The following is a 15,341-nucleotide window of genomic DNA, read 5'->3' as shown; positions in this document are numbered from 1 at the left end:
GAGTGAGATATATGAAGCATATGTATTGGAAGAACGTAAAAAGGAGCTTGTTTCTATACATCATGTTCTCACTTTTAACTGCAGGCTTTATGTTTCACTATTTCCCATCTTATCCTCAGGCAGAAAATGAGGGTATGGCGAACAAGATGCTCATGGCCGGGGAGAAGGTAGTTATTATAGAAGACAATGAGCAAGCTGGCTTCGTACGTTTAGATTTGTTAAAAAAAGCAGAAGAACGTTTAGCTATTACCTATCATACTTTTCATGCAGGTGTTTGGACCGATGCTTTTATGGGTGCTGTTTTTGAAACGGCGGATAGAGGGGTGGAAGTTGAAATTTTATTTGATGGGATGTTACATAACATGAGAGGTGATTTGAGGGTCATACCTTACATGTTATCCACCCATCCAAACATTACGCTAAAGTATTATGAACCCTTTAACCCGCTTCGACCGTATACTTGGCATAATCGTATGCACGATAAGTTATTAATTGTAGATGATCACTATGTCATGACAGGTGGACGTAATATAGGTGATAAATATTTTAAGTCAGATGTAGACGATACAGTCTATGATAGGGATATCATCTTAATTAAAGAGGAAACAGCACGAGACGATCAGAGGTCTGCCATTACGGAGATGAGTCAATATTTTGACGAGCTTTTTAACCATGATTATTCCTATGAACCGATTTTTGTTCCATCGCTCTATCGAGAGAGAGCGGCTACTGAGAAGAAGGTCATGTTACATGAAGCACATGACACATTTGAAAAGGTTGTTCATCTAAACGTGGGTGAGTGGGAAGAAGAGGCTATCCAAGTGAAAGGGATTCAAATTTGGCATAATCCTATTGAGCGAATGAACCACTCGCCTGCCATTTGGCAAAACCTCATGAGCCTCATAAAAGACGCAGAAGAATCTGTTTTGATTCAAAGCCCATACGTCATTCCTACTGATGTTATGACGTCTCCATTTCAACAGAAGATAACAGATGCTGTGCAGTTAGATGTCCTGACTAATTCAAAAAAAGTCACGCCAAACCTCTTGGCCTATTCTGGTTATGAGAGATATCGTGAAAATCTAGCTGAAAATGGAGTGGACTTATATGAATATGCAGGACAAGGATCAATTCATGGAAAAACATTCATAATCGATTCTTATTATAGTGTTATAGGGTCGTTTAATGTGGATCCACGAAGTGCCTTTTTAAATACAGAAACAGTTATCGTCTTAGAAGGGGAAGAGTTTGCATCCGCTTTAGAAGGTCACATTACTAACTTGCAGGCGGATACACATCTCGTGACTAAGGACAACATCCAAGAAATCGATGAAAATGAAGGCGTCAGTTTTTTTAAACGTGCTGTCCTTCGTCTACTCGCCTCTTTCGTGCCTTTTATTGAAAGTTTACTTTGATTTCTAAGAAAGAAGTCACACTCATAAAAAGAATGAATGCAAAAATAGCTGTCTACAAAAGAGAATTCTTTTGAGACAGCTATTTTTATGCTAGATTGGTAAGCTCGTAATCTAGTTATCTGATAGAAATGGCTTGTTTATATAGTAATAGACACCTGCCATTAACACACTCCCACCGATTATATTACCAAGTGTAACAGGCACAAGATTGTATATCATCCCTTGAATACTGACGGCATCAGGCGGATTTAACACAAATGCAATGGCGAACGTACACATATTTGCAATACTATGTTCGTAGCCGGAGATGAAGAAGCAAAAAACGAATAGCACCATTGTTATTATTTTAGCCATATCCTCTTTCATAGACATCGGCAAGAAAAAGGCTAAGCAAATGAGCCAGTTACAAAGGATCGCGCGAAAAAAAAGCTCCATTGTGGGATCGGTCATTTTCTTTTCAACAACTCCTAAAAGAAAGGCGTTTACATCGGGACTATTAAATAACCCTGTTGTAAAAATTAAAAAAGCGAAAAAGGCAGCTCCAATAATATTTCCTAAGTAAGTATAGCTCCAAAGGGTGAACACTCGTGACCACTTCATTTTTCCTCTTAAAGCTGTATAAGTAAAGTAAAAGGTATTACCGGTAAACAAATCACCGCCACCGTACGCAATTAAGATAATGGCACTCCCAAAGGTGAGAGCGGCCATAGGATAAGTCCAGGGCGGCGCTTCTGTATAAAAAAAACTTCCCGTCTTAAAGGCTACAATGACGCCGAATCCAATGAACATACTGGCAAGAATAGCACGGAGTAAATAGCGTGAGATGCCACTTTTAAATATTTTTTCTTTTTTTAATGCTAACTGTTCTACTTTTTCTAATGAGGTGGTTTCCATAGGTGTAATCCTTCTTTCTAGCAATATAATTCGTGACACGAAACATTTTAGTGAAGCAAATTGAAAAAACCTGCAGCACGTGTTAACTTGCAAACCGTACAGGTCAATAGGGGTACACATTCCTTTATAGAGCCAGGGGATTGTTACTAAGTGCTAAAGTCACTTTTCAACACTTATTAAAAAGCATAAACATACCGAATTTGTGAAATGTTGAACAAATCTTAACCAAATATTTAACTGCGTTAATGGAATAAATTCTATCAATAATTAATAGAGAGTGCAAGGTATTTTTTGAAAGTAAATTAATTACAGGGTAAAAAAATATTGATATGAAAGGGTTTTCTTTGTTTGAGTTTATGAAAAACAGTTGATTGTAGGGGACTATAACAGAATTTAGCGTTAAGTTTTTTCTCCAAATGAAAGAGCTAGGATTACGTGATTTCCTAGCTCTTTGACGCCACCTTATACAAGGAGTATGTGCGAGTAATTGATAAGGTAAGGTGCGAAGATTATGCCATTGTACACCCAGTGCGATGGGGGCAAAGGTACTTCAAATAATCAGAAGGATATTTATCACTAAGTTGATCTTCTTTTTGGGGGGAAATGGGCTTTACCGTGGGGAACGAAGACTGGCAAAGTCTTTAACCCGTTCTTCCTTTAAGAAGTTGGTATATTTTTTCTTAGTCGATTTTAACAATTTATCTCGATTTGCCTGATGGGTGATTGACAGGCTTTTAAGTTGTTCCTTCATCTTCTGCTCATTTTGCACCATTTGTTGAAAGAAGACACGTTGATTTTGAGACATCTCTTCCCATAGTTTTTCATGTTTCATAGCGCTTATCCAATCTTTTAGCACGTGTATATGCTTTGCTGTCTCTTTCATTATTTCATAATTATAGAGCTCAAGCTCAGCAATCGTCGTTATTGCCAAGTCTAGATGAACTTGTGATAATGGTTTGGAATCTTGACGCAGTTTAGCTAATTCTCCGAAAAAATGAGCATAAACATGCTTAAGCTGAATTTGTTTATGAAATAACGTGGTGAGAAAAGCATGTCCTTCTTGTAGAACAGAATTTTCCACCTCACTAGAAAGAGAAAGGGGGTGTTCAAAATAAGTAGGATCAATGGTGGCTCTTCTATTACCTACTACATGTATTTCATTCATAAGCCTATAAAATTGAAATAGTGGGGAGTGGGCTTCCCGGGCAGAAGCAGGATGCTCGTCCCGTTTTTTCGGGGAGAAAATGGCTGTCCCCTGGAGCTTATTAAATTTAAGATAATTCACCATAAAATAATGTATACCGTCAATTTCCCACGGAAGCGCATTAATGGAGATTTTCTCAAATAATTTCTTAAAGCGTCTAGCACGTGATCTTACTTTATGGACCTCTTTTTCCATGATGATTAGCCTCCTGGTCTTTTCAAATGGGAGGAAATGCCTTTTATCCCCACTCCTTTATGATATAAAGTATTTTATCACAGATAACGGATGCTCATCTCCTTAATCACGGACCTTATCAATCAGTGAAAGAAGAACGAAAGCAGCTACTGATTGAAGGTTGGTTTATAATAAAACTGAACGACACATAGAAGTTCTTAGACATACTGACAATACACAAAGATGTTCTGATGGTTATTGAAGGCTTAAAGTAAAGAGGTGATTTAGTAATGTATTTTCATAAAAAGAGGTTCACCTTTGTAGCTGGTGAACAAAACTTGCCGTTATTTGTAGAAAGTGTTGGCTATAATCCACAGGAACAAAAGTTCACAAGACCGGAGGGGTATCCTTACTTTCACTGGCTATTAACGTTAGAAGGAAAGGGAACTTTCACTTTTAACGGTCAATCTTATATGATGACACCGGGAAGAGGCATCTTCCTCAAGCCATATACACCCCATTCTTATTATACGAATGGCTCTTTATGGTCTACTGCCTATATCACATTTGGGGGTGTTTCTGTTGTCTCCATTTTAAAGGCATTAGAATTGAATTTTTCAGCTGTGTATAACGAAAACAAAGATAAGCATTTTTACAATATAATGAAAGCAATGATCGATAAAGTGGAGGTGGAGTCTGAATTCTCACGTTTAGAGCTATCTAGCTACTTGTATCATTTCTTAATTAAATTGAGAACTTATGGGAAAATTAACAATCAGCCTTCGCTTTCTCATAATTATACGAAGGTTCGGCCTGTTGTAGATTGGTTGGAAATTGTTTATGCCGATAATATAGGTTTGCAGGATATTGCCAATCATATGAATATGAGTCCTCAATACTTAAATAGACTCTTTCAAGATACCTTTGGTATTAGCCCTTATTCATTTTTAATTCAGCTTAGAATAAGAAAGTCTAAAGAAATTTTAGTATCGAATCAAGAGATTCCCCTCAATCAAGTAGCTGCTCTAGTAGGATTTAATGATGTTAGTAATTTTGTTGCTACGTTCAGAAAAAAAGAGGGGATTACGCCCAGAAAGTATCGTATCCTTCACAGTTAATTTAATTAATAAAGTATCATATTTTTATAATGTTGTATCACCCGAAATTTGAGTTTTAAAAGATTTATTATGAAGTGTTTAGATTTTAAACCTTATAAATAAAGATATACATTGAATTTTTAATAATGATTAATTATTCATTTTGTGTCTCTATTCCTTTAAAGGATAACTCTAATTTGTTTCATTTTTTCATAAAAATTAAGAGTTATTTTATATTAAAAGAGGTATGTAAGCGCTTATAATTTAAGTGTGTTACTAGTAAAAAATAAAAAAGGAGTTGAATCTTGATGAAAAGATTTATAGTAAGTTTAGGGATGTCAATTCTTGTCGTTTCAGCTTTAGCTGGTTGTGGACCGGATGATGACACAGAGACAGAAACGTCAAATGCCAATAATACTGTCAATGATCATAATGAAACAGGAGAACCGGAAAAACCTGACTCGTTAGAGATTTGGGCTAATGATGATGAGTATCAGTTTGCGGCCGTTCAAGAGTTAGTTTCACAGTTTGAGGATGAATACGGTATTGAAGTAGAAGTGACAGCCTATTTGATGGCCGATCAAGATGAAGCATTTGCGTTAGATGCTCCAGGCGGTATAGGACCGGATGTGATTTTTCAGCCACATGATAGACTCGGAGATTTGACGTCACAAAACTTATTAGCTCCTCTTGAGGTAGATGAAGATACTCTTGCTGAGTATACAGAAGAAGCTGTCACAGCATTTACATTAGATGGCGAAGTTTATGGCGCACCCCTCGTGATGGAAAATACAGCTCTTTACTATAATAAAGATCTTATAGACGCTGTCCCAGAAACGATGGACGAGCTTTACGAGTTGGCAGACTCGTTAACAGATGCTAGTCATGACGAATATGGTTTTTTATTTGAAGCGTTGAATTTTTACCATGTTTATCCATGGATCGGTGGCTACGGAGGCTATGTCTTCTCACAAGATGATGAAGGAAATTATAACATTGACGATATTGGTTTAGATAATGATGGTGCTGTTGAAGCCTATGAGGAAGTTCAGTCATTATTCGAACGGGGAATTTTACCCCGTAGTGTTGATGAAGACGTGATTAATGGGTTATTTACAGATGGAAAAGTCGCGATGGCCGTTTCTGGTCCATGGGCAATGGCGTCTTATTCAGAGGCGTTAGGTGATAGTCTAGGCGTTGCGCCACTTCCTGAGCTGTCTAACGGGAATACGCCAACACCATTTGCAGGTGTCAAAGGGTGGCTCGTATCGAATTACTCAGAAAACACGTATTGGGCATCACAATTAGCTCTGTATTTATCAACAGCTGACGCTCAATCTTACTACTATGAAGAAACCGGAGAAATTCCTGCTAGACCTGACGCTACTGTAGAAGACGAGTTTGCAGAAGCCTTTTTAGAGCAATCTCAATCAGCGGAGCCAATGCCAAATATTCCTGAAATGGGACAAGTTTGGGACCCGATGGAAGATTCCTTACAATTCAACGCTGAGGGACAAGATCCAGGAGAAATTCTAGAAGAAGCTGTTGAAGAAATTCATGATTATATTGACATGATGAATTAACTAGCCCTTCAGAATGCTATAGGGAAAGGGAAGTTCTACACTTTCCTTTCTGTTTAAATTATAGAAAGGAGGCTAGCAGGGTGGGAACAGATCCAGATACACACCGTTTTACTAATCATAAGCCGCTGCAAGCACTTCTATTATCAATCATTCCAGGTATAGGACAATTTTACAATCGTAAATTTTATAAAGGAAGTATCTTCTTTATTCTTTTTTTCGCTTTTATTATTGCCTTTACAGATTTTATCGATATGGGATTATGGGGGATTTTTACACTCGGTACACAAGTGGGGAGAGATCATTCTCTCGTTTTAATTATTCAAGGGCTTGTGACGATCTTTCTTTTAATAATGGCTCTATTATTCTATGGCATTAATTTACGAGACGCTTATAAAGATGCAGAAAAATTAAAGAGTGGTTTTACGATTCCTTCTTTAAAAGAGTCGTTTCACAACACTTACGAAAAGACATTTCCATATTTTCTCATAGGTCCAGGCTTTTTCTTAGTCGTGTTCGCGATTATTTTACCGCTAGCTTTTATGCTATCTTTAGCATTTATGAATTATCGATTGAGGAACGCCCCTCCGGCAGCTTTGTTGGATTGGGTAGGTTTCGATAATTTTATACAGCTTGCAACTGTACCAATTTGGCAAAATACATTCTTAAGTGTTATTAGCTGGACGATTATATGGACACTTGTCGCTACCACACTTCAAATCGCTTTGGCCTTGTTCCTTGCGGTTCTCGTGAACGATAAGCGGATCAAATTTAAGAAAACATTAAGAACGATGCTTATTTTACCTTGGGCTGTGCCGGGATTCGTATCTATCCTCATTTTTGCAGCTATGTTTAATGATGGATTTGGTGCGATTAATAGACAGATTATGGAACCGCTATTTAATATGAGCATTCCATGGTTAACAGATGTCTTCTGGACACGAGTCGCAATCATCTCCATTCAAGTTTGGCTTGGATTCCCGTTTGTGTTTGCTTTATTTACAGGTGTGCTACAAAGTGTCTCGAATGAATGGTATGAAGCTGCAGATGTGGATGGGGCTTCAAGGTGGCAAAAGTTCACTAAAATAACGTTTCCACACGTTATGTTTGCCACAGCACCGTTGATGATTATGCAATACACGCATAACTTTAATAATTTTAATATTATTTATCTCTTTAATGAGGGTGGACCTGCTATTCGCGGACAAAATGCAGGTGGAACCGATATTCTTATCTCTTGGGTCTACAATCTTACTTTTTCCCAACAAAATTATAGTATGGCGGCTGCCATTTCTATGATTATCGGATTGATCATAGGGTTACTTGCTTTCTTACAATTTAGAAGAACCCGTTCTTATAAGGAAGAGGGTGAAGTATATTGAAGGCTAAAACAAAAAGTAAACTTGAAGTGGCAGCGATTTATGGGGTATTTGCAATTATGTTTGTCATCATTGCTTATCCTCTTTTATGGGCTGTTGGTATGTCCCTTAACCCAGGAAGAAGCTTATTTTCAGCTACAATGATCCCGGAAAATTGGAGTTTAGAGCATTTTAAATGGCTGTTCTTTGATGATCCACGGGGACGTTATGTTACATGGTATAAAAATAGTTTAATCGTGGCGACTGCAACCTCGTTTTTCTCAGTAGTCATATCTACATTGACTGCATATGCCTTTTCAAGGTTTAAATTTGTCGGTAGGAAAAACGGCTTATTTATCCTATTAGTGTTACAAATGTTCCCCATATTAATGGCGATGGTGGCAATCTACCTTTTATTAAATATGGTAGGACTTATCGATAATCTCGTTGGGTTAATTATCATCTATGTCGGGGCTAGTGTGCCAATGATGACGTTTCTAGTAAAAGGTTATTTTGATACAGTGCCGAAAGAGTTAGATGAAGCGGCAAGGATTGACGGCGCTGGCCCGTTACGAGTTTTTTATTCGATTATGATCCCTCTTGCTAAGCCCATAATCTCAGTGGTTGCCTTGTTCCAATTTATGACGCCGTTTATGGATTTCTTATTACCGAGAATTGTGCTGAGAAGCGAAGAGAATTTTACGTTAGCTTTAGGATTGTTTAATTTTGTGAGTAATGAATTCGATAACAATTTTACGCGTTTTGCAGCGGGAGCGATTCTCGTGGCTATTCCCATTGCCGCTGTATTTTTATATTTACAACGGTATCTTATTTCCGGTCTAACAGCTGGTGGTACGAAAGGTTAAGAGCTTGTGATGTCTCATTTTATCCCACTCTTAAGGGGCAGTAAAACCCCCACTGATTGAAGCTTAGCTTTATTAATGAATGTAAAGGTGATGTGATTTTATGAAAAAATTCCCTTTCATCAGTGATAAAATCCAAGGATTGTTACACGGTGCTGATTATAATCCTGAACAATGGCTTGATTATCCTGGTGTATTTGAAGAAGATATACGTCTTATGAAAAAAGCCTCCTGCAATGTCATGTCTGTAGGAATATTCTCATGGGTATCTCTAGAGCCAGAAGAGGGGATGTTCACGTTCGAATGGCTTGATAATGTGTTAGATACGCTATATGAAAACGATATTTATGTCTTTTTAGCGACGCCAAGTGGGGCAAGGCCTGCTTGGATGTCTGAGAAATACCCGGAAGTACTGCGCACTTCGAAAAATCGGATCAAAAATTTACATGGTGAACGACATAATCATTGCTTTACGTCCCCGATTTATAGAGAGAAAGTGACGATCATGAATAGGAAGCTTTCAGAACGTTATGCTGACCATCCTGCTGTTATCGGTTGGCATATTTCAAACGAGTATGGAGGTGACTGTCATTGTGACTATTGTCAGGAAGCTTTTAGAATGTGGCTTAAAAATAAATATGGGACGCTTGACAAATTGAACCATGCTTGGTGGACGACATTTTGGAGTCACACAATAACATCGTGGTCGCAAATTGAGTCACCGGCCCCTCATGGTGAAAGATCAGTTCACGGGCTTAATCTCGACTGGAATCGATTTGTAACAGATCAAACAATTGATTTCTTTAAGCACGAAGTTGAGGGAATTCGTACAAAGGCCAATCAATTGCCTGTAACGACGAATTTTATGGAAGCGTTTGAAGGGTTAAATTATTGGGAGTTTGCTAAGCATGTGGATGTCGTCTCTTGGGATTCGTATCCAACATGGCACGATGGGGAACCCCCTTCAAATCTAGCTTCTTGGGTGTCATTTAACCATGATTTAATGCGCTCGTTAAAAGACGGGCAACCTTTTATGCTCATGGAAAGCACTCCAAGCTTAACGAACTGGCAAAACATAAGTAAATTAAAGAAGCCGGGCATGCATCTGCTTTCTTCCCTTCAAGCTGTGGCTCATGGGGCAGATACAGTGCAATATTTTCAGTGGCGAAAAAGTAGAGGATCGAGTGAAAAACTTCATGGCGCTGTCATTGACCATAAAGGAGGAGAGGATACGCGCGTTTTTCGAGAGGTAAGCGAATTAGGTGGAGTTTTGGAACAATTGCGTGATGTGGCAGGTACATCTGTTCATTCAGAGGTTGCCATCGTATTTGATTGGGAAAATCGTTGGGCTGTGAAAGATTCTCAAGGTCCTCGTAATATTGGTATTCATTATGAAAGAACGGTTCGACAACACTATCAAGCATTTTGGGAGCAAGGGATTTCAGTGGATATAGTTGACTCTCAGTGTGATTTTTCAAAGTATAAGCTTGTGATTGCCCCGATGCTTTATATGATGAAAACAGGTGTGAGTGATAAGATTGAAGCTTTTGTAGCTGCTGGTGGTCATTTTGTAACGACTTATTGGTCAGGTATTGTCGATGAACATGATCTTGTATATTTAGGTGGTTTCCCTGAACCATTGCGGAAAACGTTAGGTATTTATTCAGAAGAAATTGATGCTTTGTATGATCATGAAACGAACGTTATGGTGGCGACTGATGATAACACCCTTAATATGACTGGGGAGTACAATGTCTATGAGTTATGTGACATTATCCGTTTGGAAGGAGCAGAAACTATTGCAACGTATGAACATGATTTTTATGCTGGAAAGCCAGCTGTTACAAGTCATGCTTATGGTGAAGGTCAAGCTTACTATGTAGCCGCACACGGTAGTCAACATTTTTACGAAGCATTTTACACGCAAATTAGTTTCAAAGCAGGCCTGAAGCGTCACTTAAATAGTCACTTGCCTACAGGCGTTACCTTACAAAAGCGTACTGATGGTGAAACAGATTATCTATTTCTCATGAACTTTACAGGTGAGAGTCAAACAGTGGAAGTAGGTGAGCAGTTTATTGACCTGATAGATAACGAGGAAAGTGGCGCGGAGATTCGCTTAAAACCATACGGTATTGCTGTATTGAAAGGATCATCAACCAATTAATTCTTTAATGAGGTGATAGTGGATGAAAAAGAAACGGACATTTATTTTAGGCACAGTATTAAGTGTTTTAGCTTTTTCGACAGCCGCCGCACTTTCTTTTACCGTTTTAGCTTCAGAGGGTGAAAAAGAAGTAGATGAAACCTTTATTAAAGGAGCGGACGTCTCTTTACTGCAAAAAGTAGAAAGAGGCGGAGGGACATTCTACGATAATGGCGTAGAGAAAGACGCTCTGGAAATATTGAAAGATAACGGTGTTAACTATATACGTTTGAAAATATGGGAAGACCCAGTTAATGTTGGCGGTGCCAATGACCTAGAGGAAACAGTCACGATGGCACAGCGCGTAAAAGAACACGATATGGGCTTTCTCTTAAATTTTCATTACTCAAATTTTTGGGCTGATCCTGAAAGACAAAACAAACCGACTGCTTGGGAAGACTTGACGTTTGATGAATTAGTCGATGTTGTGTATGACCACACAGCTGAAACGTTACAAGTGCTAGAAGAAGTGGATGGCCTGCCAGATATGATTCAAATCGGTAATGAAATTCAGTCTGGCATGCTGTGGCCAGACGGTAAAACATGGGGAGAAGAACAAGGCGTAGATTACGGTGGATTTGAAAATCTCTTACAGTTAGTAAATGCAGGTATTGATGCCGTTCACGACACATTGCCAGAGAATCATAGTGTGGAAATAATGCTACACCTGGCAGACGGAGGAGACAATGACTTGTATCGTTGGTGGTTTGATGAGATGTTAGCTCACGGTGTCCATGACTTTGATGTCATTGGACTATCGTATTATCCTTATTGGCATGGCTCCCTAAATGACTTACAAGCTAACTTGAATGACATCAGTGAGAGATATAATAAAGACGTGATTGTCGTTGAAACATCCTATGCTCACACATTGGAAGAGGGGGATGGTTTTCCAAATATATTCGGTACAGAGGAAGAGGTTGAAGGCGGTTATCCGGCCACTGTTGAAGGACAGACAGCATTTTTAGAAGATGTCATGTCGGTCATACATGGTGTGCCAAATGATCATGGCAGAGGTTTTTTCTATTGGGAACCAACATGGATACCGGCTGAAAATGCTGGTTGGAAAGATGGCGAAGGAAATGCATGGGACAACCAAACATTGTTTGATTTTGACGGTAATGCCTTACCATCATTAAAGATTTTTAATGAGTAACACAAACCTTCAATTAGTGGTCGTTTTCGTTCCTATCCCACTGATTGATCGTGGAGTTGATTCATGACTTTAGTGGTCGTTAGCTCTCGCCTAAATAGATGATCCTTTCTATTTTGAGATGGTCGTTTTACGGAGGGCTATCTGTAATAAATTTAAACGAGTTTTTCTCACTAGTATTGTCTATGAGAAAAGCTCGTTTTCTTTACTAAAATAATAAAGTGTGGCTAGAGAGTTTTTTAATAAGTCATTGGCTGATAAATTTAGAACGACTGAACAAAGCAGTTCTGATTGAGCTCGAAATAAGAAAACTAGGGGAGGGTAAGGGAAGAGGAGAGACGAACTAGTGTCTGAGAGATTTGATCTTTGTTCATAGAAGTTCTAAATTTACCTCACAGAGTTCAACTTACCCAAGGAAGGATGACGGGGACAAATGTGACGAAAATGTGAACACCAAGCTATTGGTGGCGCTTAACTGTAAAATCGTGTATGCTTTCAATGGATATATTTTTACTATAGTAAAAGTAGTAATATTAATAACATGGGGTGAGGAAATGAAGCGAGTAATGACTAGTTTAGTAGTTATTGGATTAGCAGGTCTAATAACAGCTTGTGGACAAGGGGAACCAGATAATAGTTCTGGGGCGGTGAATGTTAATGATGTGAACTTAGAACCATTAGAAGCTGAAATTAATATTCCTGAGACAGCTGAACTAGGGGAAGAAGTCGTTTTACAGGCTCTTGTTTTACAAGGGGATGAAAAGGTAGATGATGCTTCTGAAGTTATTTTTGAAGTTTGGTTGGATGGGGAAAAAGCTGATAGTGATATGATCGAGGCAGACCTTCCGGGAGAAGAGGGAATATATGAAGTGACGTATGAATTCTCTCAAAATGGGGTCTATATGGTACAACCCCATGTAACTGCAAGAGGCTCACATGTGATGCCAGTTGAAGAAATAACAGTTGGCCATACGACAGAGGAAAATGAAGAAGAAAACAATGCGGCAGAAAATAATGATCATCATGATCACGAAGGAGATAGTCATGAACAAGGTCATTTACATGAGAATATGACACTTGATTGGCGAGCTGGAGAGGAAGCCGAAGTTGGAGATGAGGTGACGCTAACTGCTTATGTGGAGTGGGAAGAAGAGGCCTGGTCGGATGGAGAAGTCCAATATGAAATTTGGAAGCATGGCGATGAACGCCACGAGTGGATTCCTGCCGAGGAAGTGGAAGCTGGCTTGTATGAAGCCGTTCATCTGTTCGAAGATGAAGGGGAATACCATGTGATGGTTCACCTTGAAGATGATAGCCTTCATGAGCATGTCCAGTATTTAATTCAAGTGAATTAATCTTTTTCCAAGCTTAATACTATAATCGCTTAAATAACGATCATAAGAAGGATTGTTTTTAGATCTCGCAAAGGTATCATTCATTTGGATGATGCCTTTTTTGTTAGTCGTTTATTCTATTTAACATTATTTTTCCACTAACTCATCGACTTTGTTAAAGATGATGATCAATGGAAAGGGAGAGAATGAAATAAAAGAAGGGACTTGCCCACTAAATAAGTGAATGATTTCTATATCTTCTTCATCTTAAGACACTTTACTATCTTGTATATACAAGATATACTTATATTAAAATATTTTAAAAAGGTTATATTTTGAAAACGTTTAATCGGAGGTTTCACAATGGGAATCGAAATGAATGAATGGTGGAGAAGAGCTGTCGTCTACCAAATATATCCGAAGAGTTTTAACGATACGACAGGTGACGGCGTTGGTGATCTTCAAGGAATAATTGATAAACTGGATTATCTAGTACAATTAGGTGTGGACGTCTTGTGGCTTACACCAATATATACGTCGCCGCAGAGAGATAATGGCTACGATATTAGTGATTATTACAGCATACATGAAGAATATGGGACGATGGAAGACTTTGATTTATTATTGAAAGAGGCACATGAACGTGGCTTGAAAATAATTATGGATATCGTTGTTAACCATACGTCAACAGCGCACAAGTGGTTTAAAGAATCAGCATCATCAAAGGCTAACCCATATAGGAATTATTATATTTGGAAGAGTGCTGTAAATGGGAAGGAGCCAACAAATTGGCAGTCAAAATTCGGTGGAAGTGCATGGCAATATAACGAGACGACTCGTGATTATTATTTACATCTTTTTGACGTTACACAGGCAGATTTAAATTGGGAAAATCAAGAGGTGCGTCAGTCTATTTACGATATGATGCATTTCTGGTTTCAAAAAGGTGTAGATGGTTTTCGCCTTGATGTCATTAATTTAATTTCAAAGGATCAGGATTTCCCTAATGATGAAGGTACGATTCTCCCTGGTGATGGACGTAAATTCTATACAGATGGTCCAAGAGTACATGAATTTATCCATGAAATGAACGAATGTGTTTTTTCCAAGTACGATGTTATGACAGTTGGAGAGATGAGTTCAACTACGATAGACCATTGTATTAAGTACACGAGACCGGATAGAAAAGAATTAAACATGACATTTAATTTTCATCATTTAAAAGTCGATTATCCTGATGGTGAAAAATGGGCCCTTGCCGAGATGGATTTTGGGGCATTAAAGCGTATTTTATCAACTTGGCAGACTGAAATGTACAAAGGTGGCGGGTGGAATGCGTTGTTTTGGTGTAACCATGACCAGCCGCGTGTAGTTACACGATATGGAAATGATGGTGACTATCATAAGCAATCTGCCAAAATGTTAGCCACGACCATTCATTTGATGCAAGGGACACCTTATATATATCAAGGGGAAGAAATTGGCATGACCGATCCAAAATTTAATACGATAGATGATTACCGCGATGTGGAAACGCTCAACATGTATGAAGCAAAAAAGAGTGAAGGTTATAGGGAGCAAGAGATTCTAAAGATTATCCAAGCTAAATCCCGAGATAATTCAAGGACGCCTATGCAATGGAATAGTGACATAAATGGAGGGTTCACTGATGGAACACCATGGATTCCATTGGCTCCAAATTATGAGCAAATTAATGCGTCTGCCGCTATTGAAGATAAAGATTCAATTTTTCACCATTATAAGAGACTAATTAATCTTCGGAAAGAATTAGATATAGTAACATATGGCGATTATCAGTTGCTTTTAGAAAATGACGACAGACTTTTCGTCTACGTCCGGACATATAACGATGAGAAATTGTTAGTCATAAACCATTTTTATGATGGGGAGACACAATGTCAGTTACCAGATGATCTAGACGTGGAAAGCTACGAAGCCACTTTGCTTTTAACTAATTATGAAGAGAATAAGGTGCTAAGCAAAACAATGTCAATAAAGCCTTATGAGTCGTTAGTTTATCATATGAAAAAAGTTTGATAAAC

The 15,341-nt window shown here is 38.4% G+C and carries 11 protein-coding genes; 9 read left to right on the top strand and 2 right to left on the bottom strand.

Annotated elements, in window-relative coordinates:
* Window positions 1-11 precede the first annotated feature (11 nt).
* Window positions 12-1,415 (top strand): phospholipase D-like domain-containing protein, encoded by a 1,404-nt coding sequence (locus tag BK581_RS07040; RefSeq protein ID WP_078577500.1) that lies wholly within the window; start codon window positions 12-14, stop codon window positions 1,413-1,415.
* A 111-nt stretch (window positions 1,416-1,526) separates the two neighbouring features.
* Here BK581_RS07040 and BK581_RS07035 read toward each other — a convergent pair whose 3' ends face one another.
* Window positions 1,527-2,309, bottom strand: coding sequence for a formate/nitrite transporter family protein (locus BK581_RS07035; RefSeq protein ID WP_078577499.1), 783 nt, complete (start codon window positions 2,307-2,309; stop codon window positions 1,527-1,529).
* A gap of 610 nt (window positions 2,310-2,919) precedes the next feature.
* A complete protein-coding gene (locus BK581_RS07030) occupies window positions 2,920-3,708 on the bottom strand; it encodes a hypothetical protein (RefSeq protein WP_078577498.1) in 789 nt (262 codons plus the stop codon).
* Between the two features lie 269 nt (window positions 3,709-3,977).
* On the opposite strand from BK581_RS07030, the gene BK581_RS07025 reads away from it, so the two are divergent.
* The 8 genes from BK581_RS07025 to treC all read left to right on the top strand — a co-directional run bounded on the left by BK581_RS07025 (window position 3,978) and on the right by treC (window position 15,336).
* Entirely contained in the window at window positions 3,978-4,805 is an 828-nt protein-coding gene (locus BK581_RS07025; protein ID WP_078577497.1) for an AraC family transcriptional regulator, read from the top strand.
* Between the two features lie 287 nt (window positions 4,806-5,092).
* Window positions 5,093-6,367: a sugar ABC transporter substrate-binding protein gene (locus BK581_RS07020; protein ID WP_078577496.1), complete on the top strand. Its 1,275-nt coding sequence runs from the start codon at window positions 5,093-5,095 to the stop codon at window positions 6,365-6,367.
* An 80-nt stretch (window positions 6,368-6,447) separates the two neighbouring features.
* Window positions 6,448-7,746: a carbohydrate ABC transporter permease gene (locus BK581_RS07015; protein WP_078577495.1), complete on the top strand. Its 1,299-nt coding sequence runs from the start codon at window positions 6,448-6,450 to the stop codon at window positions 7,744-7,746.
* On the top strand, window positions 7,743-8,588 hold the full coding sequence (locus BK581_RS07010) for a sugar ABC transporter permease (RefSeq protein ID WP_095995536.1): 846 nt from the start codon (window positions 7,743-7,745) through the stop codon (window positions 8,586-8,588). Before BK581_RS07015 ends, BK581_RS07010 begins: the two co-directional genes overlap by 4 nt.
* A 100-nt stretch (window positions 8,589-8,688) precedes the next feature.
* On the top strand, window positions 8,689-10,752 hold the full coding sequence (locus BK581_RS07005) for a beta-galactosidase (RefSeq protein WP_078577494.1): 2,064 nt from the start codon (window positions 8,689-8,691) through the stop codon (window positions 10,750-10,752).
* Window positions 10,753-10,774: 22 nt separating this feature from the next.
* Entirely contained in the window at window positions 10,775-11,947 is a 1,173-nt protein-coding gene (locus BK581_RS07000) for a glycoside hydrolase family 53 protein (protein ID WP_078577493.1), read from the top strand.
* A 551-nt stretch (window positions 11,948-12,498) separates the two neighbouring features.
* The gene (locus tag BK581_RS06995) at window positions 12,499-13,299 is read left to right on the top strand and encodes a FixH family protein (protein ID WP_078577492.1); all 801 of its coding nucleotides are present in this window, start codon (window positions 12,499-12,501) and stop codon (window positions 13,297-13,299) included.
* A gap of 342 nt (window positions 13,300-13,641) precedes the next feature.
* Entirely contained in the window at window positions 13,642-15,336 is a 1,695-nt protein-coding gene (treC, locus tag BK581_RS06990; RefSeq protein WP_276327419.1) for an alpha,alpha-phosphotrehalase, read from the top strand.
* Window positions 15,337-15,341 lie beyond the last annotated feature (5 nt).

This window comes from Salipaludibacillus agaradhaerens, assembly GCF_002019735.1.
Lineage (GTDB): Bacteria > Bacillota > Bacilli > Bacillales > Salisediminibacteriaceae > Salipaludibacillus > Salipaludibacillus agaradhaerens.
This window is presented reverse-complemented; position numbering and strand designations above follow the sequence as displayed.

Coding starts and splice junctions, on each gene's coding strand:
- BK581_RS07000 (WP_078577493.1), top strand. CDS start 10,775: ATGAAAAAGAAACGGACATTTATTTTAGGCACAGTATTAAGTGTTTTA.
- BK581_RS07030 (WP_078577498.1), bottom strand. CDS start 3,708: ATGGAAAAAGAGGTCCATAAAGTAAGATCACGTGCTAGACGCTTTAAG.
- BK581_RS07020 (WP_078577496.1), top strand. CDS start 5,093: ATGAAAAGATTTATAGTAAGTTTAGGGATGTCAATTCTTGTCGTTTCA.
- BK581_RS06995 (WP_078577492.1), top strand. CDS start 12,499: ATGAAGCGAGTAATGACTAGTTTAGTAGTTATTGGATTAGCAGGTCTA.
- BK581_RS07025 (WP_078577497.1), top strand. CDS start 3,978: ATGTATTTTCATAAAAAGAGGTTCACCTTTGTAGCTGGTGAACAAAAC.
- BK581_RS07040 (WP_078577500.1), top strand. CDS start 12: ATGAAGCATATGTATTGGAAGAACGTAAAAAGGAGCTTGTTTCTATAC.
- BK581_RS07005 (WP_078577494.1), top strand. CDS start 8,689: ATGAAAAAATTCCCTTTCATCAGTGATAAAATCCAAGGATTGTTACAC.
- treC (WP_276327419.1), top strand. CDS start 13,642: ATGGGAATCGAAATGAATGAATGGTGGAGAAGAGCTGTCGTCTACCAA.
- BK581_RS07035 (WP_078577499.1), bottom strand. CDS start 2,309: ATGGAAACCACCTCATTAGAAAAAGTAGAACAGTTAGCATTAAAAAAA.